Source organism: Labrenzia sp. ATLA3 (genome assembly GCF_057180185.1).
Map to the genome: position 1 here is coordinate 99,956 of NZ_JBXUKV010000007.1, position 21,856 is coordinate 121,811.

The window sequence follows — 21,856 nt, forward strand, 5'->3', positions numbered from 1 at the left end:
AGTTGATGAGTGCTGCCATGTTCCGCTTGCGCAATATGCTTCCCAAGGCTCTCGGTTTTGCCGGTGTCCTTGTTCTTTCAACCGGTCTTGCCGGTTTTTCCGGCTCTCCGGCAACCGCGGGTCAGGTCTCGCCGCCCCCGCTCGTGCTCAGCCCGAACCTGACCGAACCCTGGATGCTGCAGCTCCAGCCAAAGGTGCAGCGGCGCGCGACGACGCAGCGTTACCAGCAACGCGTTCAACAGCCACGGGTGCGCCGTGCCAACTGGTGGTCTCCCCGTCAGCAACCGGTGCGCCAGCAGCAGCAACGTCAGGCGAAAGCACCGCAGTCCCGCCAGATCGCGCCGCAGTTCCTGCCGACCATCGTTGACTACGACGGTCCGTACAAGGCCGGCACGATCGTGATCGACACCAATGCGAAGTACCTCTATCTGGTGCAGCGCGATGGCACCGCGCGGCGCTATGGCGTCGGCGTCGGCAAGCCCGGCTTCGAATGGGCGGGCACCCACAAGGTTTCGCGCAAGGCGGAATGGCCGGACTGGCGCCCGCCTGCGGAAATGCGCAAGCGCCGTCCCGACCTGCCCACATTCATGGCCGGCGGACCGCAAAACCCGCTTGGCGCCCGCGCCATGTATCTGGGATCCACCCTCTACCGTATCCACGGTTCCAACCAGCCCTGGACCATTGGCCACGCGGTCTCCTCCGGGTGCATCCGCATGCGCAACGAGGATGTCATGGATCTTTACGAACGGGTGAAGGTCGGCACAACGGTGCATGTCATCTGACGGCCTTGATCGCCCTCCGGTGAACGAAACACTGACGCGCGGCTTGCCGCGCGTTTTTGTTGCGAGTCGCGGCTTTTCTTTGCAGTGTGACGGCACGAAGGGTCGAATCGCCGGCCTGCCCCCCGTTTCTTCGAATTCTCCTTCAGGACCGCGGCATGAAAGACCCATTCTCCTCCTTTTCGGTTCGTTCGGATGCCGCCTATTTTGTGAAGGCCACCCTTGTCGGAATTCTGGTCGGCAGCCTGGCGACCGGATTTCATACCGGGCTAGACTTCCTCTTTGCCCACTATACGGCGCTTCGGAAGGCTCTTGGTCCGGGGTACCTGCCGTATGTCGTGTCCATGGCCATCTCGGCCGCCTGTGTCACGGGGGCCTATGTGCTGGTCAAGCGCATCGCCCCGGAAGCTGCCGGCAGCGGCATCCAGGAAATTGAAGGCGCAATGGAAGACAAGCGGCCGCTTCACTGGCCGCGCGTTCTCATTGCCAAGTTCTTTGGTGGCCTGCTGGCACTCGGAGCCGGGCTTGTGCTCGGGCGGGAGGGCCCGACCATCCACATGGGGGCGATGACCGCCGAGGCCCTGTCGCGCTCGCAGGACCTGTCGGGAGATGACCACAAGGGGCTGCTGGCCGCCGGTGCGGCAGCCGGACTTGCAGCCGCCTTCAACGCCCCGCTTGCGGCAATCCTGTTTATCGTCGAGGAAACCCGCCGCCAGTTTCCGTTCGGCTATCGCACGTATATGGCCGTAATCATCGCATCGATCCTGAGTGCGGCCATCACAGAACAACTGACCGGCATCGGCCCGACGCTGCAGGTGGATGTCGGTTTCGTGCCTGTCTGGAGCTTTGCGCTGCTGGCGGTTCTCGGCCTTCTCCTCGGGGCTCTCGGCGTGTTCTTCAACCGTGCGCTGATCACGGTCATGGATCTCTTCCTGAAGATCCCCTCCGGACTGCGCTGGGTGCCGGCCGTTCTCATCGGGGCGGCGACAGGCCTTCTGCTCAACGTTCTTCCGGCGGCAACAAAGGGCGGGGAGGAGCTGGTTCACGACCTCATTCTGACGAATTATGGAGTGGTGACGCTGCTGTTGCTGACACTGCTGCGCTTCGGCGGAGTTCTCTTTTCCTATGCATCCGGCGTTCCCGGCGGCATCTTTGCCCCGATGCTGTCGATCGCGACCTGTGCCGGTCTTGCTTTCGGCGTCTTGTCAGTCGAACTGTTGCCGGTGGAAGATGAGTTCCGCAGCGCATGCGCCGTCGCTGCCATGGGCGGCTTTTTCGCCGCCTCGGTGCGTGCTCCGATCGTCGGCGTGGTGCTGGTCATGGAGCTGACAGGCGCTTATTCGCTGATCATGCCGGTGCTGATCACCTGCACCACGGCGTCGCTTGCGGCCCACCACATGGGCGGACGTCCCATCTACGAAGAACTGCTGGAACGCACGCTCCGTCTGGCGGGTCAGCCTGTGGACGACCCGCCGGACGAAGACAAGACACCGCTTCAACTGGGTGCACGCGAGAAGTGACAGGCCACAGCTCCGCCCCGCAAGTTGCGGGGCGTCCTGCCCTGCCCCCTGAGCCTGGCTACTCCGCCGCCACGCGCTGCTGAAGCACCGGCGTCAGGCTCTCAGGCTGCGGGCCGCCATAAACCCAGTCGAGCAATTCGGCCGTGTGCAGGATCGGAATGTCGGTGCCAAGACCGATCTGCGTCATGCAGCCGATGTTGCCTGTTGCGATCACATCCGGCCGGGTCTTTTCGATGTTGGCGACCTTGCGGTCGCGCAAACGGTGGGCGATCTCCGGCTGGAGAATGTTGTAGGTGCCGGCCGACCCGCAGCAAAGATGGCCCTCGGGAACATCCTTGACGACAAAACCGGCCGCCTTCAGGAGATCCTTCGGCTGACGGGTGATCTTCTGGCCATGCTGCATGGAGCAGGCCGAGTGATAGGCAACCGTCAGGCCGGGCGTCATCGGCGGCTCGCCCAGGTCGACTTCTGCCAGAAACTCTGTGATGTCCTTCGCAAGAGCTGACACCCGGACCGCCTTTTCGGCATAGGCCGGGTCGTCCCTCAGCATGAAGCCGTAGTCCTTGATGGTGGTGCCGCAGCCCGAGGCGGTGATGAGAATGGCGTCCAGCCCCTCCCCGTCGGCTTCCTTCATCCAGACATCGACATTCTGGCGGGCGTTCTCCAGGGAGGCCTCTTCCTTGCCCATGTGATGAACAAGCGCGCCGCAGCAGATCTCGCCCTTCGGCAGCACAATCTCATATCCGGCGCGGCGCAACAGCCGGATGGCCGCGTCGTTGATACCGGGATTGAGCACAGGCTGGGCGCAGCCGCTGAGGAGCGCAACGCGCCCCTTGGGCCTGGGGCTTTCAGCCGTAAACACTCCGGGCCCTTCGAGCTGACCACGTCCTGGTGCTTTGGCAGGTGCCAGTTCCAGCATCGCGCCCATCTTGGCGAGCGGGCCGCCCATCTTCTTCAGGAGACCCGCGAAAGGCCGACCGAAATACGCGCCCATCAGAGCCAAACGGAACCTTTTGGGATGAGGCAGCACGAAGGCGAGCAACGACCGCATCAGGCGGTCGGCAAGCGGGCGCTTGTAGGTTTTCTCGATGTGGGTGCGCGCATGATCGACCAGATGCATGTAGTGCACGCCGGAGGGACAAGTGGTCATGCAGGCAAGGCACGACAGGCACCTGTCGATATGCTTGACGATGGTTTTGTCCGCCGGACGGTCGTTCTCCAGCATATCCTTGATCAGGTAGATCCGGCCTCTCGGGCTGTCGAGTTCGTCCCCCAGCAGTGTGAAGGTCGGGCACGTGGCAGTGCAGAAACCGCAGTGTACGCATTTGCGCAGGATTTTCTCCGACGCCGCGACGTGACTGTCTTTCAACTGTTCTGCGGTGAAATTTGTCTGCATTGCTCCCGTATCCCTCAATGGCCCGTCATACCGGGCCTCTCCTTCCGAGCGAGGCGGATCGTACGGTCAGAAGAAGAACCGCACAAGGCACCTTTGAGGCACAACGGTTTTGCCGCTGCGGACTTTCCGTCCCACCACTTTCGGCGGCCCCGGCACACCAGGCCCTGCAACATGAACCCAGAATAAATGGCGCGCTCAGGATCGGTTCAACCCCGGCTGCCTAAGGTGCAAGGCGTGGGCGATTGATATGCCAAACAAGGAATTGATTTGATGATTAAGACGATTTCAAAAACCGCCGTCCTGACCGCTGTTCTGGCCAGTGTTGCAACAGGTGCCATGGCCAAGGACTGGATCGAGAAAGTGGAAGTCAAGCGCGACGGCATCGACGTTATTCCCGTCGAAGTGAAGGCAAACTCCTACAATTACACCAAGATCAAGTCCGGCAATCACCGGTTCCTGCTGCGCCTTTCGGCCAAGGCCACGAGTGGCGAGAGGATTGTCGCCATGAAGGTCGGTTCTTTCAAGAACGTGCTGTATTTCGAAGGGGACGGCACCCTGTGGAGCAAGAGCTTCCAGTACCGCGATGTCGGCGCAGGCACCAAGCGCACGGTTTCCCTTTCCTACAAGCCGGTGATCCCGATGGCCAAGGTGAAGTGGCAGGGCTGGGATCCGGTTCAGGCGTGCTCGCTCAATCTGGACAAGGTGCTGAAGGGGGGCATGAAGAAGTCTGTCGCGCTCGGCAAGACCTGGACGGTGTCCGCCAAGGCCTATTTCGAGCTGGACGCCGTGGCGGCAAAGAAGAACAAGGCCAAAAAGAACAAGTGGTCCTGGAAAAACACCTCGAATCAGCGTGATGGCTACGCCTACAAGGTCACGGTGAAATGCCTGCCGGCGCAGTGATATTCGCCGCGGAGACCCTTTTCTGAAAGTTCGAGGCCCGTACCGCGCACCGCGGACGGGCCTTGTCCCATTCTCAGAACAACCAACTTTCCGGGTTCGGCACAGGCTCGTTGCGGCCTGCGAGCTGAAGCCCCTTGATGCAGCGAACGATCATCCAGATCAGCACGGCAATCAGCATCAGGAAGCCGATCAGCACCAGGGTCAGAAGACCGCTGACGATGCCATAGAGCAATCCGATCCAGAAAGTGCGGATCTGGTAGGTGTAGTGGCTGTCGACCCAGGCAGATCCCTTGCCTCGATTGATGTAAGCGAAGATGACACCGACAATGGCGGTGAAGGGAACAATGATATTTGCCAGATAAAGAATATAGACGAGCGTGGCGTTCTTGCCGCCGGGCTCCATGTAACCTGAAACTTCGGACTGTTGATCCATGAAGGCACCCCGTTTGAAATGCGCGTGAAATTATGCCTTCACACTACACGCCACTGACCATTTTTCCAGGATTTAGGATGCCTTTCGGGTCGAATTGCTCCTTCAGGCGGCGTGACAAGGCTGCCAGCGGAGCGGGCTGCGGATGAAACACCGAAGCATTCGAGCGCTGTGACGCATCGGCCCGCACAAGCGTTGCATGACCGCCGCCGACAGTGTCGATCGCTGCTCTGATATCTGCCTCGTGCAGGCTGCCGTCCAGACAGGACAGCCAGACGAGACCACCGCTCCAGTCGTAATAGGCCTGCAGTTCGAACGTTTCCTTCAAGCTGGCAACCAGTTGCGGCCCTGCCGTCGGCGCAACGGAAATCCGCCAGACAGGCGTTTGACCGCCGGCGTAGGGTTTGACATCCCGGATCGTCTGCCAGAGCGAGCCGGTCTCCACCGCCTCCAGCCGCGACGGAGCACCATAGCTTGCAAGCAGTGCCTGCAGGGTCTTGTAGCGGTAATCCACCGAAGTCGAGAAGCCTTCCAGGCGCAGCACAGTTGAGCTGCTGCCGCCATTCACACCCGCGGGCAGATGGGCCGCGCCCGAGATTTCCGCAGACGACCCCATGGCCTGGCACAACGCGTTGATGCCGTCGTCGTCATTGAGCCCGGAAAGCATGAATGTTGCCGATGTTTCCGGCTTGGGATTGACCTTCAGCGTGACAGTCGTTGCAACCGCAAGCGTGCCGTAAGCGCCACACAGGGCCCTCGGCAGGTCGTAACCGGTAACGTTCTTCACCACCTTGCCGCCGGAGTTGAACACTTCTCCACGCCCGGACACTGCTTCCATGCCAAGCACATGATCGCGAGCGGCACCGGCCTTGATCCGGCGGGGTCCGGAGAGGTTTGCCGCCAGCACACCGCCGATCGTGCCCTGCGCCGGAGCGCTCCCCAGAAGCGGCCCGAGATCCATCGGTTCGAAAGACAGTTCCTGGCCGTTGTCATCGACCAGCTTCTCGACCTCGGCAATCGGCGTGCCGGCCTTTACTGTCAGCACCAACTCCGCCGGTTCATAACTCTCGATACCGGTCAGTCCGGAAATATCCAGAACATGAGCGGCCTGGACAGGGCGTCCGAGCGCCCGCTTCGTGCCCTGACCGATGATTTCCAGAGGCTGATCTTCGGCGGCGGCCCAGGCCACCACCTTTTCCACGTCTTCGGTGGTTTGCGGTTTCAGTGTCGCGTCCATGCTCTGCCCTCAAAACCGCGGAATGTCTGGAAAGGGCAGCTGCCCCTTGTGAACGTGCATCTTGCCCAATTCCGCACAGCGGTGCAGCACCGGAAAGACCTTGCCCGGATTAAGGAGATGCTTCTGGTCGAAGGCGCATTTGACACGCTGCTGCTGCTTCAGATCCGCTTCGGTGAACATATCCGTCATCAGATCGCGCTTTTCGATGCCGACCCCATGCTCTCCGGTCAGAACGCCGCCGACCTCGACACACAGCCGCAGGATATCCGCTCCGAATGCCTCGGCTGCATCCAGTTCACCGGGTTTGTTGGCATCGTAAAGGATCAGGGGGTGCAGGTTGCCGTCACCGGCATGAAAGACATTGGCGACGGCAAGCCCGTGTTTTACGGACAGTTCGCGCATACGGGCGAGGACCTTCGGCAGTTCGCGGCGCGGTATGGTGCCGTCCATGCAAAGATAGTCCGGCGAAATGCGGCCCACCGCCGGGAACGCGGCCTTGCGGCCGGCCCAGAAGGTCATGCGCTCTTCCTCGCTCTGGGAAATGCGCACATGGCTGGCCCGATTGGCGTTGGCGATTTCTTCCACCCGTTCGATCAGGTAGTTCACCTCGCCTTCCGGACCGTCCAGTTCGACGATCAGCAAGGCCTCGACATCGCGCGGATAGCCCGCATTGACGAAATCTTCTGCCGCGTGAATGGCAGGCTTGTCCATCATTTCCATGCCGCCCGGGATGATGCCGGCGGCAATGATGTCGGCCACGCAGCGGCCACCATCCTCGCTGGTGGGAAAGCCGATCAGAAGCGCCCGTGCGGTCTCGGGCTTTTGCAGGATCCGGACAGTCACTTCGGTCACGACTCCGAGCAGACCTTCCGATCCTGTCATCAGGGCCAGGAGGTCATAGCCTTCGCTGTCCAGATGCTTGCCGCCGAGGCGGATGACCTCACCGGTGACAAGCACCATTTCAAGCCCAAGGACGTTGTTGGTGGTCAGGCCATATTTCAGGCAGTGCACGCCACCGGAGTTCTCCGCGATGTTGCCTCCGATGGAACAGGCGATCTGCGACGAGGGATCGGGCGCGTAGTAGAAGCCTTCGTGCTCGACCGCGCGCGTGATGCCCAGATTGGTAACGCCGGGCTGAACAACGACGGCCCGGTTCTGATAGTCGATATCAAGCACGCGGTTGAACTTCATCATCGACAGCAGAACACCGTCTTCCAGAGGAAGCGCACCGCCGGAGAGAGATGTGCCCGCGCCGCGCGGAACAACCTTCACATCATTATCGTGACAATATTTCAGGACCCTGGAGACCTGCTCGACCGTTTCCGGCAAAACCACAATCAGCGGCAATTGGCGGTAGGCCGTCAGCGCATCCGTCTCATAGGCGCGCATCTCGCGTTCGTCATGGATCACCCCTTCTCCGGGCACGATCGCCTGAAGCGCGCTCAGGATTTCCTGGCGGCGGGCCAAAACGGCTTGATCGGGCGCGGGCATCGCAATGGCGGTCACGAAATGAACTCCTTCTGCTTATTATACGCTGATCCAATCGATTTGGCCTTGCGTAACATGCGTTGGCAGTGAAATGCCCTTGCACAAGTCTGGCAAGGTTCGTGCCCTGGAAAAACGACCGGCAAATACTAATTGTGTTTCTGAGAGATTGAAAATGAGCAATCTGACCGACATGGAGATTTTCGCAAGGGTGGTGAGTGCCGGTAGCATGTCGGCAGCCGGCCGCGAAATGAGCCTGTCGCCCGCAGTCGTTTCCAAGCGCATCCGGCGTCTGGAGGAAAAACTCGGCACGAGGCTGCTGCAACGCACGACGCGCCAGATCGCCATGACGGAGGCCGGCCAAGGCTTTTACGAACGTGTGGTGGCCATTCTTGCCTCCGTGGAAGAAGCCGAATCATTCGTTTCACGCGGGTCGGCCAAGGCGCGTGGCAATTTGAAGGTGGCGGTGCCAACATCCTTCGGCCGCCTGCACATTGCCCCTCACCTCGGCAAATTCCTGGCGGAAAATACCGACCTTTCAGTCAACCTGGATCTATCCGACGACTTTGTCGACATCGTCGGCGACGGCTACGATCTTGCCATCCGCATTGCGGAACTCTCCGATTCCAGCCTTGTTGCCCGGCGCCTTGCACCGGTCCACCGTGTGCTGTGCGCGAGCCCGGCCTATCTGGAAAAATACGGCACGCCCGACAGCATCGAGGATCTCGTTGCCAATCATGTGACCATGGCCGCGACCAGTCAGGATCCGTGGCGGCTTGCAGGGCCGGACGGCATCGAGACGGTTCGCACGCAGGCCCCGATCAAGACCAATTCCAACGAGGTCGTGCGTGAATGCCTGTTGGCGGGCGTCGGTGTTGCGCTTCGCTCCACATGGGACGTCGGCCCGGAACTGCGGGAAGGCAAACTGCAGATCCTGCTGCCCGAATACCGGGCCTCGAAGGACGTCGGGCTTTACGCCGTCTATCCCAGCCGCCAGTTCCTGCCGGCAAAGGTGCGTGTTTTCATCGATTTTCTGGCCAGTCTCTATGGCTCTTCGCCCTATTGGGACGATGGGTTGGAGGACTGGTTGCGCCTGCCGAGCAGCGCTCGCGCAAGCTGACGCCGCAATCGGGCACGAGATACCCCTTCAGATTGATTGCATGTCGCCCTGGCTGGGGATGCGACGGTCCGTCACTTGCATCAACGCGCGACATCCTGTTCTGTTGCAGTGGGTTAAGAACACCCAAACTGAGGGAGATACACATGCAGCGACTGCTGATGATCGCCGGAACTGCGCTTCTGGCCCTGACCGTTCAGGCTAGCGCCGATGGCGACCCTGCCAAGGGTGAAAAAGTTTTCAAGAAATGCGCAGCGTGCCACGCTGTTGGTCCTGACGCCAAAAACAAGGTGGGTCCGGAACTGAACGGCATTGTTGGCCGGAAGTGGGGCGTGGTGGATGGCTACAAATATTCCGCCAACCTGCTTGAACTGGCCGATGGCAAGGTGTGGGACGTCGAAACGCTCGATGCTTACCTGACCAAGCCGAAGGCCATGATTCCGAAGGGCAAGATGGCGTTTGCCGGGCTCAAGAAGGAAAAAGACCGTGAAAACGTCATCGCTTACCTGAACCAGTACAACGAAGACGGTTCCACCAAGTAAGCATTTTTTGCTGAGCGACAACGAGGCCGGGGCGACCCGGCCTTTTTGCTGTCTGGCACTTTGATGATCAAGAATATCTCTGGCCGTCGCAGCGGACACAGCCGGACCATGAGAGACTGTCATAAGCGCAGTCTCGTTTAAGTGTCAGTGCCCGCCGTGTTGCTGGCGGATACGTTTGACCGTCCACCAGATCACCAGCACGACCAGCGGCACGGATATGCCGGTCATCACGTTTGGATCCGGCAGCGGCAGGCCGGTTTTCTTGGCGGCTTTCGCGAGATAGGAAATCAGACCGACCACATAGTAGCTCACCGCCGCGACAGACAGGCCCTCGACAGTCTGCTGCAGGCGTAGCTGAAGGTCTGCACGCCGGTCCATCGATTCCAGCAGCGAGCGGTTCTGTTCTTCCAGTTCCACATCCACCCGGGTGCGCAGAAGGGTGGTGGCTCGTGCCAGCTTGCGCGAAAGCATCGCCTGACGGTCTTCGATCGCCTGGCAGGTGCGCATGGCCGGCGCAAGACGGCGAACAAGGAAGGACGCCATGGACAGTTCACCTGGCGCCGCTTCTTCATGCAGGGTTTCCAGCCGTGCCCGCACGATCTGGTCATAAGCACGACTCGCCCCGAACCGGAACGTGCTGGCAGTCGCGCCAGCCTCCAGCGCCGCGGCAAGGCCAGACAGTTTGTCCAGGAGTTCCTGGTTGGCGCCCAGTGCGGAAGTCTCCTGCATCTGTCCGGTCAGTTCCGCGAGCTCGATTTCGAAACGCCGGATGTCCGGTTGCAGTTTCGTTGCCTCGAATAGGCCCAGCATCGCCAGTGTGCGGTAGGTCTCCACCTCCAGAAGCCGCTGGACAACCGCGCCGGACTGGACGTCGCTCAAGGTCCGGTTACAGACCAGAAGCCGTGTCAGGCCATCGCCATCCTGCCGGAAGTCGGTCGCCACCATGGCGGCGCCGTCTTCCAGATTGGAGACAGTCAGGCTGCCTTCATCGAACTGGGTTCGCCATTCCTTGCCCTCGTCGCCGCCACGCAGTTCCAGCCTGACGGCGACCAGCAGATCGCCAGGAGCGTGGAATGCGGCGCCAAAGGGGTGGTTGATCGGCACCTGCCCAAAAATCGTTTCTTCGTGGGCGGTGCCGTCCCAGGTGTAGGTCGTGAATTCCGCGTGCTGTTCCCAGCTCAGGGAACCGCCGCCGAAATTGACCGTGTGATGCCGGGCGCCAGGCGCGGGTCCGTGTCCGCCACGGGAAATGCAGAATTCCGAGAGCCAGGCATGATCGCGGGCAGCTTCGTCGGCATCAGTCAGGAAGGCGTAGTGAAGCACCGTTCGAGGACAGGGCAGCGCGCGAAACGGCCGCGCATGAACCTCTCCCAGGACCTTTTCCCTGAGTTGAGACGTGCGAAAGGATGGAAAGGCAGACCCGTTTTCTGATCCCTGATCCAAGGAGCAACCCCAACTTTGGCAGTGTTCTGTCTATCTAACTTTCCGCTAAGGGAGGGCGAAAACCAACCGGCATTTTTGACGCAGCCACCAAACGCGGAACAGGAGCGACATTTAGGCAACAAATAATTGGACAAAAAAATTGACCAATTCTGCAAGCGGCGCTAATTTTCGCGCCAGCAAAGGAGTGGCAGCGGCATGTTTCAGCCGGTCGATCATCAGAAAACAGCGAATGCCGTCGTGGAGCAGATCGAGGATCTGATCCTGAAGGGCGTTCTGCAATCCGGTGACAGACTACCCGCCGAGCGTGACCTTGCCGACCAGATGGACGTGTCCCGGCCTGTGCTGCGCGATGCGTTGAAAACGCTTGAAGACCGGGAGCTGATCTCCTCACGCCGGGGCGGCGGCACTTATGTTGCCGACCTCATCGGCCCAATCTTTTCCGAAGCGGTGATCCAGCTGATTGCCCGGCATCCGGACGCGGTGAACGATTATTTCGAGTTCCGACGTGGTATCGAAAGCCAGGCGGCGGCCCTTGCGGCTGATCGGGCGGCCCCTTCCGACCTTGCAAGGCTTCAGGACATTGTTCGCCAGATGCAGGAAGCGCACGACAGCGAGGACCTGCCTGCGGAGAGCCGGCTGGACGTTGCCTTCCATCACGCGGTTGGCGAAGCGGCCCACAATGTGGTGATGCTGCACACCCTCCGCTCCTGCTACCGGCTTCTGGAAAACGGCGTCTTCTACAACCGCGGCCGGCTTTATCACCACCCAACGGCGCGCATTGAGCTGCTGCAACAGCACAAAGCCATTGCCGGCGCCATTCAGACCGGGGATGCCGACCGCGCGCGGCAAGCCTCGGAAGACCATATCGACTATGTGCGCGGCACCCTTGCCGAAACGAAGGATCTGGACCGGCGCGAACAGCTTGCCGGCCTGAGACGGACCAGAAAACCGGCTCGCTCGTGAGCCTCAGGAGGAAATCGATGACTGTTGTGACCGATGTTGCCGATATGCAGGCCCTGGCCCGTCGCCGGGTGCCGAAGATGTTTTACGACTATGCGGATACGGGCTCCTGGACGCAAAGCACCTACCGGGAAAACGAAGCAGCGCTTCAACGTCAGAAGCTGCGGCAGCGCGTGGCTTGCAACATCGACAACCGCTCGCTCAAGACTACGATGGCCGGCCAAGATGTTACCATGCCGGTTGCCCTTGCGCCTGTGGGTCTGACCGGGATGCAGCACGCCGACGGTGAAATTCTCGCCGCGCAGGCCGCCGAGGAGTTTGGCGTGCCCTTCACGCTCTCCACCATGAGCGTCTGCTCCATCGAGGATGTTGCAGAGAACACCAAGAACCCGTTCTGGTTCCAGCTTTACGTGATGCGCGACCGGGGCTTTTCGGAAAACCTGATGCATCGTGCAACGGATGCCGGCTGTTCGGCACTCGTGCTCACGCTCGACCTTCAGGTGCTGGGCCAACGGCACAAGGACCTGAAAAACGGCCTGTCCACGCCGCCCAAGCCCAAGCCGCACGTGCTTCTGGACCTTGCCTTCAAGCCGCGCTGGTGCTGGAACATGATGCAGACCAAGCGCCGTCAGTTCGGCAACATCCATGGCCATGTGTCCGGTGTCGGCGACATGACCTCGCTTGCGGAATGGACCAACAGCCAGTTCGATCCGACCCTCGACTGGTCGTCGGTGGAATGGGTGAAGTCCCACTGGAAGCGCAAACTGATCCTCAAGGGCATCAACGATGTGGAGGATGCGAAGATCGCGGCCGACGTCGGCGCTGATGCAATCGTCGTCTCCAACCATGGCGGCCGTCAGCTCGACGGGGCTCTTGCATCCTATGAAGTGCTTCAGGACATCGTCGACGCGGTCGGTGACAAGATCGAAGTGCATTTCGACAGTGGTATCCGGTCTGGTCAGGACATCTTCAAGGCCATCGCGATGGGCGCGAAAAGCACCTACATCGGTCGTGCCTTCATCTATGGCCTCGGTGCCATGGGCAAGCAAGGTGTCACCAAGGTGCTGCAGATGATGCACAAGGAACTGGACGTCACCATGGGACTGTGCGGCGAAACCGACATCAAAAAGGTTGGCCGCCACAACCTGGTGCTCTGAGCGATCACCTGTTGCCCGGGCGCGCGATCTTCGAGGGGCTGATCCCCAGGCGCGTCCGGAAACTTTCCGTCATGTGGCTTTGCGACGAGAAGCCTGAGCTGAGGGCGATTTCGGAAAGCGGCATGCCGGTGGAAGCGATGAGCGCCCGGGCGAGCTGCAGCCGCCGGCTGACGATATAATCATAGGGCGACTGCCCGCAGTAAGCCGAGAAGGCCCGGCTCAGGAAACTGGCAGAAACGCCGATTTCCGCAGCCAGACCGGCAACGGTCAGGTTGGACCCGAGATCGGCCTCGATCTTCTCCGTCACCGTTCGGAAGCGATGGCTGGTCATCCATCTGGCCGCCTTGTTCGGGTGCTGCGGCCTTTGTACCGCCTCGGCCAGGCAGGCGATACATGCCTCGGTTTCGAGTTGGCCGGGTGTTGCATCCGACAACAGCCACATGCGCAATCTGCTCGCGGCCCTGAAGGCGGACTTCGACGGAATGTTGGTCCGATAGCAATCCCCCGCCAGGCCGAGACGGCCACCGCTGAGCAAGAGATATTCACCGCCACCGTCTGACCGGGAGCGGATATCACAGCCTGCGGGCGTGACAGCCAGAGTATTGGGCAAGCGCACGAAATCTTCCAGGCGGTCCGAGCCGACGGCGTGGCTGCCCCTTTGCACATCGAATGCGAAGCCGATGGTCTCCGCGTCGGCCACAAAGCCGACATCATAGGCAGCAGCCGGCAGCAGGCCAAGCCTGTACCCGGCCATCTCACGGCCGAGGGGCCCCGACCGCTGATGGGTATGAACGGTGTGCGGTTGCATGGTGGGCAAACCTGACCCAGGAACACTTGCCGCGCAAGCTTGAAAAGGTTCAGGATCCTGAAAGACAGGTCCGTCAGCGAAAGTATACTCACGGCAAACTCAAACGACGAACGGACCCGACCTGTCACATGCCTCTCTTTACCCTGGAAGACCTTGAAGCCGCTTTTCCGATCGTGCGCCAACTGGTGCCGGAAACACCAAGTTATGTCTGGCCGCTGCTGACAGAGCGTTTCGGGCTGGAGATCGCGGTAAAACACGAGAACCACACGCCCATCGGGGCCTTCAAGGCCAGAAGCTCCATCGTCTATATCCAGAAACATATCGAAGAGCATGGCCGCCCGAAGGGTGTGGTCACTGCGACCCGAGGAAACCATGGTCAGTCGATGGCGCTGGCCGCCCGCACGCTCGGCCTGCCAGCCACAATCGTGGTGCCGGAAGGCAATGCCCAGGGCAAGAACCGGGCGATGAAGGCCTTCGGTGCGGATCTCGTGGTCGATGGCCGGGATTTCGACATTTCCCGGCGGACCGCTGAACGGCTGGCCAGCGAAAGCGACTTCCTGATGGTGCCGAGCTTTCACAAGAACATTGTCCTGGGCGTTGCCACCTACGCGCTGGAATTCTTCCAGATGCATGGCAATCTCGATGTGGTCTATGTTCCCGTCGGCATGGGCTCGGGTGCTTGCGGGCTGATCACGGTGCGCGATCTGCTGGGTCTGAAAACCGAAATCGTGCCGGTCGTCACGGAAAAGGCCCCCGCCTACCGGCTTTCCATGGAGGCGGGAAAAATCGTCACCACGGAGACCGCGGCAACATTCGCTGACGGCATGGCCTGCCGGGAGCCCTTGCAAGCGGCGCTGGACATTCTGCAAAATGGAACCGACCGGGTAGCGACGGTCACGGATGACGAGATTGCCGCAGCCATCCGCATCCTGTTTGCCGACACGCATAATCTTGCTGAAGGCGCAGGCGCCGCCGCCCTCGCCGCGCTTATTCAGGATGCGCCAAAGCTGCAAGGCAAGAAGGCCGGCATCATTCTGTCGGGAGGCAACCTGGACGAAACGGCAATGCAGACGGTTCTGACCGGCGGAACGCCGATGGTGTGAAGATCATGCGCTCAGAGGCAACGCTGGCTTCTCGCAATGCGCCGAGGCGCGTTCGCAAGGCAACGAGGCCTGGCCGAAGACTGGATCCCGGTCTTGCCGCTTTGCGGCAAACCGGGATGACAACGTTCGGGGCCGCCCCGGCCTGGAAGCGCGGAAGGGCTCACAGCAACGATAGCCAGGCTTTCGAAATTGCGGCTCCCGTCTCGTCAGCCTGTGCTGCATGGCGGGCCGCTTCGGCGTCCAGACGGCCATGCCAGTCCGGCGTATGCGCGCGGATATCGTCGGCGAAGGTTTCAGACCAGTTGTGGACTTCCGGCAGGCCGGTTTCAAAGTGGAACTGGATTGCGTAGGTCAACTCGCCCATTCGAAAAGCCTGCACCGGCGTCATTGCGCTGCTTGCCAGAAGTACGGCACCGTCGGGCAATGTCACCGTGTCGGAATGCCAGTGGAACTGCGGTGACCCATCTTTGAGCTTGCCAACGACTGGATCTTCCAACCCTGCGTCCGTCGGCGTCACGTCGCGCCAGCCGAACTCCACCGGAAGGCCCAGAAGGTTTTCGCCGCCGAATGCGCGGGCGATCAACTGTGAGCCCAGGCAAATGCCCATAACGGGTTTGCGGGCATCGTCAAAGGCACGGATGAGATCGCAAACCTGTGGCAAATGCGGGTAGGCTTCATCGGCCAGCGCATCCTGTGCCCCGCCCAGCACCACCAATCCGGAAAACGCATCGACTGACGCGGGAAGCGGTTCACCCTCATGCGCCTTTACGGTCTTCCAGCTATGTCCTTCCTGTGCAGCTACACGGCCCAGAATGCCGAGTTCCGTCTGCTCATAGTTCTCAACGACGAGAAATTGCATGTTGTCCTCAAACGCGCCCGGGAGCCCCATCGCTCCCGCTTCGAACGGACTTTATCCATGCGCAACCTTGATGGGAACATCAAAAACAATCATTTGCATTGAAGTGTTGAGACCGCCAATCTGGGCGACAATCTCTCCACAAAGATCGGTTCCCACATGAGTGTTGCATCCCCCAGCCTCCGGCACGGTTCTGCCGGTTTCAGTGCGACAGACTATGGTCTTTACGCCGTAACTGTTATGGCCTGGGGCTTCAGCTGGATTGCGATGAAGGGCCAGGTGGTAACAGTTGCGCCTGAGGTCTCGGTGTTCTGGCGTTTTGTACTGGCGGCTTCGATCATGATGGCCTGGGCGCGCTTTCGTGGCCACCACCTGGCCTTCGGACTTCAGGATCACATGCGGTTCGCCGGTCTTGGCGTGCTGATGTTTTCCACCAACTTCACCCTGTTCTACTACGGTGCTGCTGCGTTGCCGTCCGGGCTGCTGGCGGTGATCTTTTCCACCGCCTCGATCTTCAACCTGTTTCTGGGGCTAATCCTGTTCGGTCAAAGACCAAGTCCGATAGCGCTTGCCGCCGGGGTGCTCGGCTTTGTCGGTATCGGTCTGATGTTCTGGCCGAAACTGGCCGGGGCCGAGTTCAACGAGAATGCCGCCATCGGCCTTGCCATGTGCATCGGCGGCACCTTTTCCTTCTGCCTTGGCAACATGCTGTCGGCGGACACCCAGCGACGCGGCATCGCCGTTACCCCGGCCACCGCGTGGGGCATGGTCTACGGCATGCTGTTCCTGGGACTGTTTTCAGCCCTGCGCGGCCAGAGCTTTTCGATGGAGTGGTCCGTCAACTATATCGGCAGCCTGATCTATCTGGCGGTCGTTTCATCGGTCATCGCCTTTGCCTCCTACCTGACGCTGCTCGGACGGATCGGCTCGGCACGGGCCGGCTATGCCACCGTGCTTTTTCCGGTGGTCGCTCTCACCTTGTCGACGATCTTCGAGGGATATCAGTGGACACCGGTAGCTGCCGTAGGCCTTGTCTGCGTCCTCGGCGGCAATCTCATGATGCTGCGCGCCCGGTAAGTCCAGGGTGTGAACCCCATGCCTTAAGATGGAAACAGTCCGGGTGGCGGAAGCTTATTCCGCCGCCAGTTGCGATGCGCCGCTGCCGACATTGCCGATGGCCGCCACGAGGTGGTTGCACAATGTGTCGTGCATGGCTTCGCGCGCTGTGTCCGAGCGCAGCAAGGCGATGTCGCAATAAGGCAACGTCGGAAACCCGTCCTTCTCGTCCAGAATGCGCATGCCATCGCGGATCGCGCTCTCCGGAAACACGGTCACGGCAAGCCCGGCCTGAACGGCGCCGACAAGAGCGGCCGCGCTGGAACTGGTGTAGGAAACCCGGTACGGACGTCCTGCCCGGTCGAGAGCATCCATCGATAGCCGCCGCCAACCGCAGGTGACCGGACCGAGTGCCAGACGGACGACGTCCTGTGTGTGCGCAGAATGCTGGTTGGCCGTCACCCAATACAGCGGCTCGCGGCGAATGATTTCACCGCGCACATCCATCGTGTCCTGGGATGTCGTAATGGCAACGTCGAGCGTTCCTTCACGGATCGCTTCCGTCAGCCGGTGGCTGGAAACACATTCCACCTGCACTTCGATGGAAGGATTGAGCCGATTGAAGGCGGCAAGCACCTGCGGCAACAACCGGTCGGCATAGTCGTCCGGCACACCCAGCTTCACATGGCCGACTTCCTTCTGACCGTTGAAAGCCGAAAGGGTCTCATCGTTCAGCATGATCATGCGGCGGGCATATTCAACCAGTCGCAAGCCGTTTTCTGTCAACCTGGACTGACGGCCGTCCTTGATGAAAATCGGTTGTTCGACACGCTCTTCAAGCCGGCGCATCTGCATGGAGACTGCCGACTGTGTCTTGTGCACGGCCTCGCCGGCCTTGGTGAAGCTCCCAAGTTCCGCGATCGCCAAGAACGTCCGAAGTTGGTCGATGTCCAGTGCGTGATGCATGCAAGGACCCTATGAAATGAGCCACAACCAGTGGTGAGATTTGAGATTCGAATTGATTGGCAGAAGATACATCAAAATTTCTTACAATTCAATGCATAATTGACCGGCAGCTGAAAAAATTACCTTAGGTAAGATCTTGAAACTATTTCGATAATTCCGATTATTTGCAACTATTCTGCGGCCAGCGGAACCGACAGGTTGTCGAGCGACGATACGATGTGCTCGACAAGCGCGTCCGTGACACGGGAATTGTTGTGCCAGGACCGCATGATGCCGATCTCGCAATCCGGCAATTTCGGAAAACCTTCGGCCTCCGTCAGCACCCGCATTCCGGACCGCAACGCAGATTCCGGCAGAACGGATATGGCAAGACCCGCCAGAACGGCGGCTCCGACAGCCGTCGAATTCCAACTCGAATAAAGCAACCGGTGCTCACGCATCTGGTCGCTGAGCGCATTGATCGCTGCCCGGCGCCAGTCGCAGGTTGCACGCCCCAGCGCCAATGGCAAAGGCGACTCGTTTTCCACCGCATGACGGGCCGAAACGACCCAGAGCAACGGCTCACGCCGGACGAGGTCGACGTTCTTGCGGCCGCGTTTCTGCACGTGGGTGATGATCGCAACATCAAGTTCGCCCTCGGCGATCATGTCGGCCAGATTGGGAGTCGGGGCGCAAACGACGCTGACTTCCGCTTTGGGATTGGATCTGGAAAAACGTGCGAGAATTTCCGGCAGAAACCGGTCGGCGTAATCGTCCGGTGTGCCCAGTCTGACGAGACCGGCCAACTCGGTGTCGTCGAAAGCCGAAAGTGTCTCATCGTTCAACTGCACAAGCCGGCGCGCGTAATGCAGAAGCCGCTCGCCATGTTCTGTCAGGCGCGATTGCCGGCCGACACGAACAAACAGCGGCTTGCCGATCCGCTCTTCCAGTCGGCGCATCTGCATGGAGACTGCCGACTGCGTCTTGTGCACATTTTCCGCTGCCCTTGTGAAGCTGCCGCTTTCGGCAATGGCCACAAAGGTATGGAGCTGATCCAGGTCGAGCATAAGCGCCTCACTGATAAACGGTGCTCATATTTAACACCACATCCATTCAATAGCGAAATGAATTCCCAAAAACGGCCCAGCCGGCTCTCCGGAAAGCATGGACTGTTCTGACTTCACAAAAATTGATTATTTCAATCAAAAACATTCGTTGGAATAATAGCACCAAACAGGGCATGTAAGGGATGTTCCACAACAAGCGACGCCAAATCTGGCTCGGAACAGGCCGCCGGAATTCCTCCGTCCGCCGATAGGAGAGTTATGCCATGTCACATACTGCAAGCACCCCCTTCTTCGCTCCCTTCGGGCAGATGGTTGCCCGTGCATGGCGCGTATTCAGCAACCGTCGTCAGTTCGCGAAACTGACTGACTGGTCTGATGAGCAGCTCAAGGATATCGGTTTGACCCGGAGCGACGTTCGACGCGCACTCGCCCTACCGTTCTATACCGACCCGACATCTCTGGTGAACGAATCTTCAGCGCTCCGCGAAACCGTTGGCTACAGCGCCGCCAATTCGGCGCAGGACAAGCCGGTGATGACCCTCGTGAGCGAAAGCAAGACCCGCCAGATAGCGGCCTGACCTTTCCGCTGTTACCCCCCCAATTTGCAGCCCCTGTCGGCAAGCCTTGCTGACGAAACTGACCCGCCTCAATGGCGGGTCTTTTTTTTTGCAAAAAGGGAAGTGTGGGCGCGGATAAAAGGACCGGCCTTAAGCGCCCCGGAAGTCCTTGGAAGCCTTTTCGAAGAAACTGTCGAAGGCCTTGAATTGGTTGGACTGGAAATCGCGCCCTGCCGACATCCAGCTGGACACCATTTCCTCAAACTCCGATGTATCGACATCAGGAGCTTCGGCTTCGAACGTATCCGGTTCGTCTTCCGGCGGCAGATCTTCTTCCTGCGGTTCGGGGTCGGACTCGGGCTCCGGGGATTTCGTGACAATGCTGGCCGGCTGCAAGAACGCTCCCCAGAACGACTGCATCGCTTCGGCATAACCCTGGAGATAATCGACGGGGGTCGGCTGCGGTTTCGGGCGGCCTCTGGCAAAGCCGCGCAGATAGGCGTCGAGCAGGTTACGGGCTTCGCCATGGACGAATGGTCTGGCGATCTGCCCCATGGCAAGCGTCGCCGCAACCGGCATCATTTCCTGAATGGCGTCGCGCTGTAGCCCTGTGAAGTTGGAAATCTGACTGGCAAGAGCCTTTTGAACAGCTTCGGGTCCGAAAAACGGCGTCAGGGCCGCATCGGACGGGCTCTGGAACAAGCCCGTATAACCCGCAAAAGGATTTTGCGTTGCAGACCCGAGAGGCGATGTCTGCCCGAGAAAATCGGAAAAGCCCGGCACCGTGCTGCCGAAGTAACGAAAGCCGTTCAGCGCGGCAGGCAACAGTTGCTCCATCACCCGGCTGAGGTCGTCATTGGACCAGCCGAAACGATTGCGCACATCTTCCGACAAGGAAAAGATGTCGAAGGGAGGGGCTCCCGTCTCGATGCCAGTCATTTGCGTCGCTCCGCTCACGCTGTTGCAAGGCCTTGAGAAAAAAGACCGATCACAGACAGAGTGACGCTTCGCGGGCCTCAGGTCAATTCACGCCTTTCGCGGATCGTGCCGGCCGCCCGCAACTCACTGCCACGAGCGGGCCTGGCTCAGTAGGCGTAGTCGCGGAAGACCTGGTTGATATCGCCCTTCCAGGAGCCGTGATACCGCTGCAGCAGGACGTCGGCGGGGCACATGCCGGACGCAAGGCCTTCCTCGATCGGAGCCAGGTGCACACGCTCGTCCAGATCGCCATCGCTCAGGCGTTTGCGGCGCTTGAGGCCTTCCTGAGACAGGGCAAGCACCTGTTTTGCAACGTCCAGAACCGTGCCGGAGCGGAATGGCGTCTGCAGCGCCGTTTCCGGAACACCGGCCCGGAGCGCCGCGCGTTCTTCCTGGGTCCAGTCCTTGACCAGTTCCCAAGCCTGATCGAGCACGCCCTTGTCGTAAAGCAGACCGACCCAGAGTGCCGGCAGAGCGCAGATACGCCGCCACGGGCCGCCGTCGGCACCGCGCATCTCGATATATTTTTTCAGCCGGACATCCGGGAAAAGCGTGGACAGGTGGTTGTTCCAGTCGCCAATGTTGGGCGTTGCATCCGGCACCTTGCCTTCCAGCCCACCGTTCATGAACTCACGGAAAGTGGTGCCGGTGACGTCGTAATAGGTCGAGCCGCGCTTGACGAAATACATCGGCACATCAATTGCCCATTCGACATAGCGTTCGAAGCCGAAGCCGTCCTCAAAAGCAAACGGCATGTCGCCGGTGCGGTCATGGTCGGTGTCGGTCCAGATCTGGGCGCGGAAGGACTTGAAGCCGTTGGGCTTGCCCTCGGTGAAAGGCGAATTGGCGAAAATGGCGGTCGCAATCGGCTGCAGAGCCAGACCGACGCGCATCTTCAGGGCCATATCCGCTTCGGAGGAGAAATCGAGATTCACCTGAATGGTGGAGGTCCGGTACATCATGTCGAGACCAAGCGAGCCGACCTTCGGCATGTAGTTGGTCATGATGTCGTAACGGGATTTCGGCATGCGCGGCATGTCGGCGCGCGCCCAGGTCGGTGCCATGCCGATGCCGAGGAAACCGATGCCGAGCGGTTCTGCAACGCGGCGCACATCGGCAAGATGCTGGTTGGCTTCCCGACAGGTCAGATGCAGGTTGTCGAGCGGCGCGCCCGAGAGTTCGAACTGACCACCCGGCTCAATGGAAATGGCCCCGCCGCCACGGTCGTCCGCAAGTCCGATGATCTTGCCTGCGTCCTCGATCCGTTCCCAGTGAATCAGCTTTTCCATGCCGGTGAGGATCGCTTCGACGCCCTTTTCGCCCTCATAGGGAATCGGCGAGAGTTCGTTCAGACAGAAGCCGAATTTTTCGTGCTCGGTGCCGATGAGAAACTTCTCTTCCGGCTTACAGCCCTCCTCGAGCGTCGCGGCAAGGTCCGCTACCGTTTCAATCGGGGTTGTGTCGACCGTATCGCGGGCCATGAAAGCGTCCTAAAAACTGCGCGGCCCGTCAGGCTGCCC

At 60.2% G+C, this 21,856-nt stretch carries 21 protein-coding genes; 10 read left to right on the forward strand and 11 right to left on the reverse strand.

All coding sequences use genetic code 11. The annotated features are described in order from the left end of the window. Positions 1-17 precede the first annotated feature (17 nt). Both AC2A6O_RS19630 and clcA read left to right on the forward strand, forming a co-directional pair. Entirely contained in the window at positions 18-782 is a 765-nt protein-coding gene (locus tag AC2A6O_RS19630) for a L,D-transpeptidase (protein ID WP_498930155.1), read from the forward strand. Positions 783-937: 155 nt separating this feature from the next. Further along, the gene (clcA, locus tag AC2A6O_RS19635) at positions 938-2,299 is read left to right on the forward strand and encodes a H(+)/Cl(-) exchange transporter ClcA (protein ID WP_148585280.1); all 1,362 of its coding nucleotides are present in this window, start codon (positions 938-940) and stop codon (positions 2,297-2,299) included. Positions 2,300-2,357: 58 nt separating this feature from the next. On the opposite strand, the gene glcF is transcribed toward clcA, so the two are convergent. Then, positions 2,358-3,695, reverse strand: coding sequence for a glycolate oxidase subunit GlcF (gene glcF / locus AC2A6O_RS19640; RefSeq protein WP_498929592.1), 1,338 nt, complete (start codon positions 3,693-3,695; stop codon positions 2,358-2,360). Positions 3,696-3,965: 270 nt separating this feature from the next. On the opposite strand from glcF, the gene AC2A6O_RS19645 reads away from it, so the two are divergent. Beyond that, complete coding sequence (locus AC2A6O_RS19645) at positions 3,966-4,595, forward strand: hypothetical protein (protein WP_498929594.1); 630 nt, start codon at positions 3,966-3,968, stop codon at positions 4,593-4,595. A 73-nt stretch (positions 4,596-4,668) separates the two neighbouring features. Here the strand turns inward: AC2A6O_RS19645 and AC2A6O_RS19650 are convergent, their stop codons facing one another. The 3 genes from AC2A6O_RS19650 to AC2A6O_RS19660 are packed head-to-tail and all read right to left on the reverse strand — an operon-like array spanning position 4,669 to position 7,753. Continuing rightward, positions 4,669-5,028: a DUF4870 family protein gene (locus tag AC2A6O_RS19650; RefSeq protein ID WP_148585283.1), complete on the reverse strand. Its 360-nt coding sequence runs from the start codon at positions 5,026-5,028 to the stop codon at positions 4,669-4,671. Positions 5,029-5,071: 43 nt separating this feature from the next. Beyond that, a complete protein-coding gene (gene glcE, locus AC2A6O_RS19655) occupies positions 5,072-6,262 on the reverse strand; it encodes a glycolate oxidase subunit GlcE (protein ID WP_498929596.1) in 1,191 nt (396 codons plus the stop codon). Positions 6,263-6,271: 9 nt separating this feature from the next. Next, on the reverse strand, positions 6,272-7,753 hold the full coding sequence (locus AC2A6O_RS19660; protein ID WP_498930157.1) for an FAD-linked oxidase C-terminal domain-containing protein: 1,482 nt from the start codon (positions 7,751-7,753) through the stop codon (positions 6,272-6,274). A 169-nt stretch (positions 7,754-7,922) separates the two neighbouring features. Here AC2A6O_RS19660 and AC2A6O_RS19665 point away from each other — a divergent pair, with 169 nt between their 5' ends. Continuing rightward, on the forward strand, positions 7,923-8,867 hold the full coding sequence (locus AC2A6O_RS19665; protein WP_498929598.1) for a LysR family transcriptional regulator: 945 nt from the start codon (positions 7,923-7,925) through the stop codon (positions 8,865-8,867). Between the two features lie 143 nt (positions 8,868-9,010). Continuing rightward, entirely contained in the window at positions 9,011-9,406 is a 396-nt protein-coding gene (locus AC2A6O_RS19670) for a c-type cytochrome (protein WP_148585287.1), read from the forward strand. 144 nt (positions 9,407-9,550) lie between these two features. Here the strand turns inward: AC2A6O_RS19670 and AC2A6O_RS19675 are convergent, their stop codons facing one another. Continuing rightward, complete coding sequence (locus tag AC2A6O_RS19675; protein ID WP_498929600.1) at positions 9,551-10,849, reverse strand: DUF3422 family protein; 1,299 nt, start codon at positions 10,847-10,849, stop codon at positions 9,551-9,553. 195 nt (positions 10,850-11,044) lie between these two features. Here AC2A6O_RS19675 and AC2A6O_RS19680 point away from each other — a divergent pair, with 195 nt between their 5' ends. Together AC2A6O_RS19680 and AC2A6O_RS19685 are read left to right on the forward strand one after the other, a co-directional pair. Beyond that, positions 11,045-11,812 carry a FadR/GntR family transcriptional regulator gene (locus AC2A6O_RS19680; RefSeq protein ID WP_498929602.1) on the forward strand — a complete coding sequence of 256 codons (768 nt, stop codon included), beginning with the start codon at positions 11,045-11,047 and terminating at the stop codon, positions 11,810-11,812. A 17-nt stretch (positions 11,813-11,829) separates the two neighbouring features. Beyond that, complete coding sequence (locus tag AC2A6O_RS19685; RefSeq protein WP_498929604.1) at positions 11,830-12,966, forward strand: alpha-hydroxy acid oxidase; 1,137 nt, start codon at positions 11,830-11,832, stop codon at positions 12,964-12,966. Between the two features lie 4 nt (positions 12,967-12,970). On the opposite strand, the gene AC2A6O_RS19690 is transcribed toward AC2A6O_RS19685, so the two are convergent. After that, positions 12,971-13,774, reverse strand: coding sequence for a helix-turn-helix transcriptional regulator (locus AC2A6O_RS19690; protein ID WP_498929606.1), 804 nt, complete (start codon positions 13,772-13,774; stop codon positions 12,971-12,973). A 128-nt stretch (positions 13,775-13,902) separates the two neighbouring features. Between AC2A6O_RS19690 and AC2A6O_RS19695 the strand changes: the two genes are divergently transcribed. Further along, the gene (locus AC2A6O_RS19695) at positions 13,903-14,877 is read left to right on the forward strand and encodes a threonine dehydratase (RefSeq protein WP_498929608.1); all 975 of its coding nucleotides are present in this window, start codon (positions 13,903-13,905) and stop codon (positions 14,875-14,877) included. 160 nt (positions 14,878-15,037) lie between these two features. On the opposite strand, the gene AC2A6O_RS19700 is transcribed toward AC2A6O_RS19695, so the two are convergent. After that, positions 15,038-15,736 (reverse strand): type 1 glutamine amidotransferase, encoded by a 699-nt coding sequence (locus AC2A6O_RS19700; protein ID WP_498929610.1) that lies wholly within the window; start codon positions 15,734-15,736, stop codon positions 15,038-15,040. Positions 15,737-15,892: 156 nt separating this feature from the next. Between AC2A6O_RS19700 and AC2A6O_RS19705 the strand changes: the two genes are divergently transcribed. Continuing rightward, complete coding sequence (locus AC2A6O_RS19705; protein WP_498929612.1) at positions 15,893-16,810, forward strand: DMT family transporter; 918 nt, start codon at positions 15,893-15,895, stop codon at positions 16,808-16,810. Positions 16,811-16,864: 54 nt separating this feature from the next. Here AC2A6O_RS19705 and AC2A6O_RS19710 read toward each other — a convergent pair whose 3' ends face one another. Then, entirely contained in the window at positions 16,865-17,755 is an 891-nt protein-coding gene (locus AC2A6O_RS19710; RefSeq protein ID WP_148585295.1) for a LysR substrate-binding domain-containing protein, read from the reverse strand. Between the two features lie 170 nt (positions 17,756-17,925). Further along, positions 17,926-18,801, reverse strand: a complete 876-nt coding sequence (locus tag AC2A6O_RS19715) for a LysR substrate-binding domain-containing protein (protein ID WP_148585296.1) — start codon at positions 18,799-18,801, stop codon at positions 17,926-17,928. Positions 18,802-19,064: 263 nt separating this feature from the next. Here AC2A6O_RS19715 and AC2A6O_RS19720 point away from each other — a divergent pair, with 263 nt between their 5' ends. Then, positions 19,065-19,379, forward strand: coding sequence for a DUF1127 domain-containing protein (locus AC2A6O_RS19720; protein ID WP_148585297.1), 315 nt, complete (start codon positions 19,065-19,067; stop codon positions 19,377-19,379). A gap of 129 nt (positions 19,380-19,508) precedes the next feature. Here the strand turns inward: AC2A6O_RS19720 and AC2A6O_RS19725 are convergent, their stop codons facing one another. Beyond that, positions 19,509-20,297: a DUF937 domain-containing protein gene (locus AC2A6O_RS19725; protein WP_148585298.1), complete on the reverse strand. Its 789-nt coding sequence runs from the start codon at positions 20,295-20,297 to the stop codon at positions 19,509-19,511. A gap of 146 nt (positions 20,298-20,443) precedes the next feature. Next, on the reverse strand, positions 20,444-21,817 hold the full coding sequence (locus tag AC2A6O_RS19730) for a glutamate--cysteine ligase (protein WP_148585299.1): 1,374 nt from the start codon (positions 21,815-21,817) through the stop codon (positions 20,444-20,446). Positions 21,818-21,856: the final 39 nt, after the last annotated feature.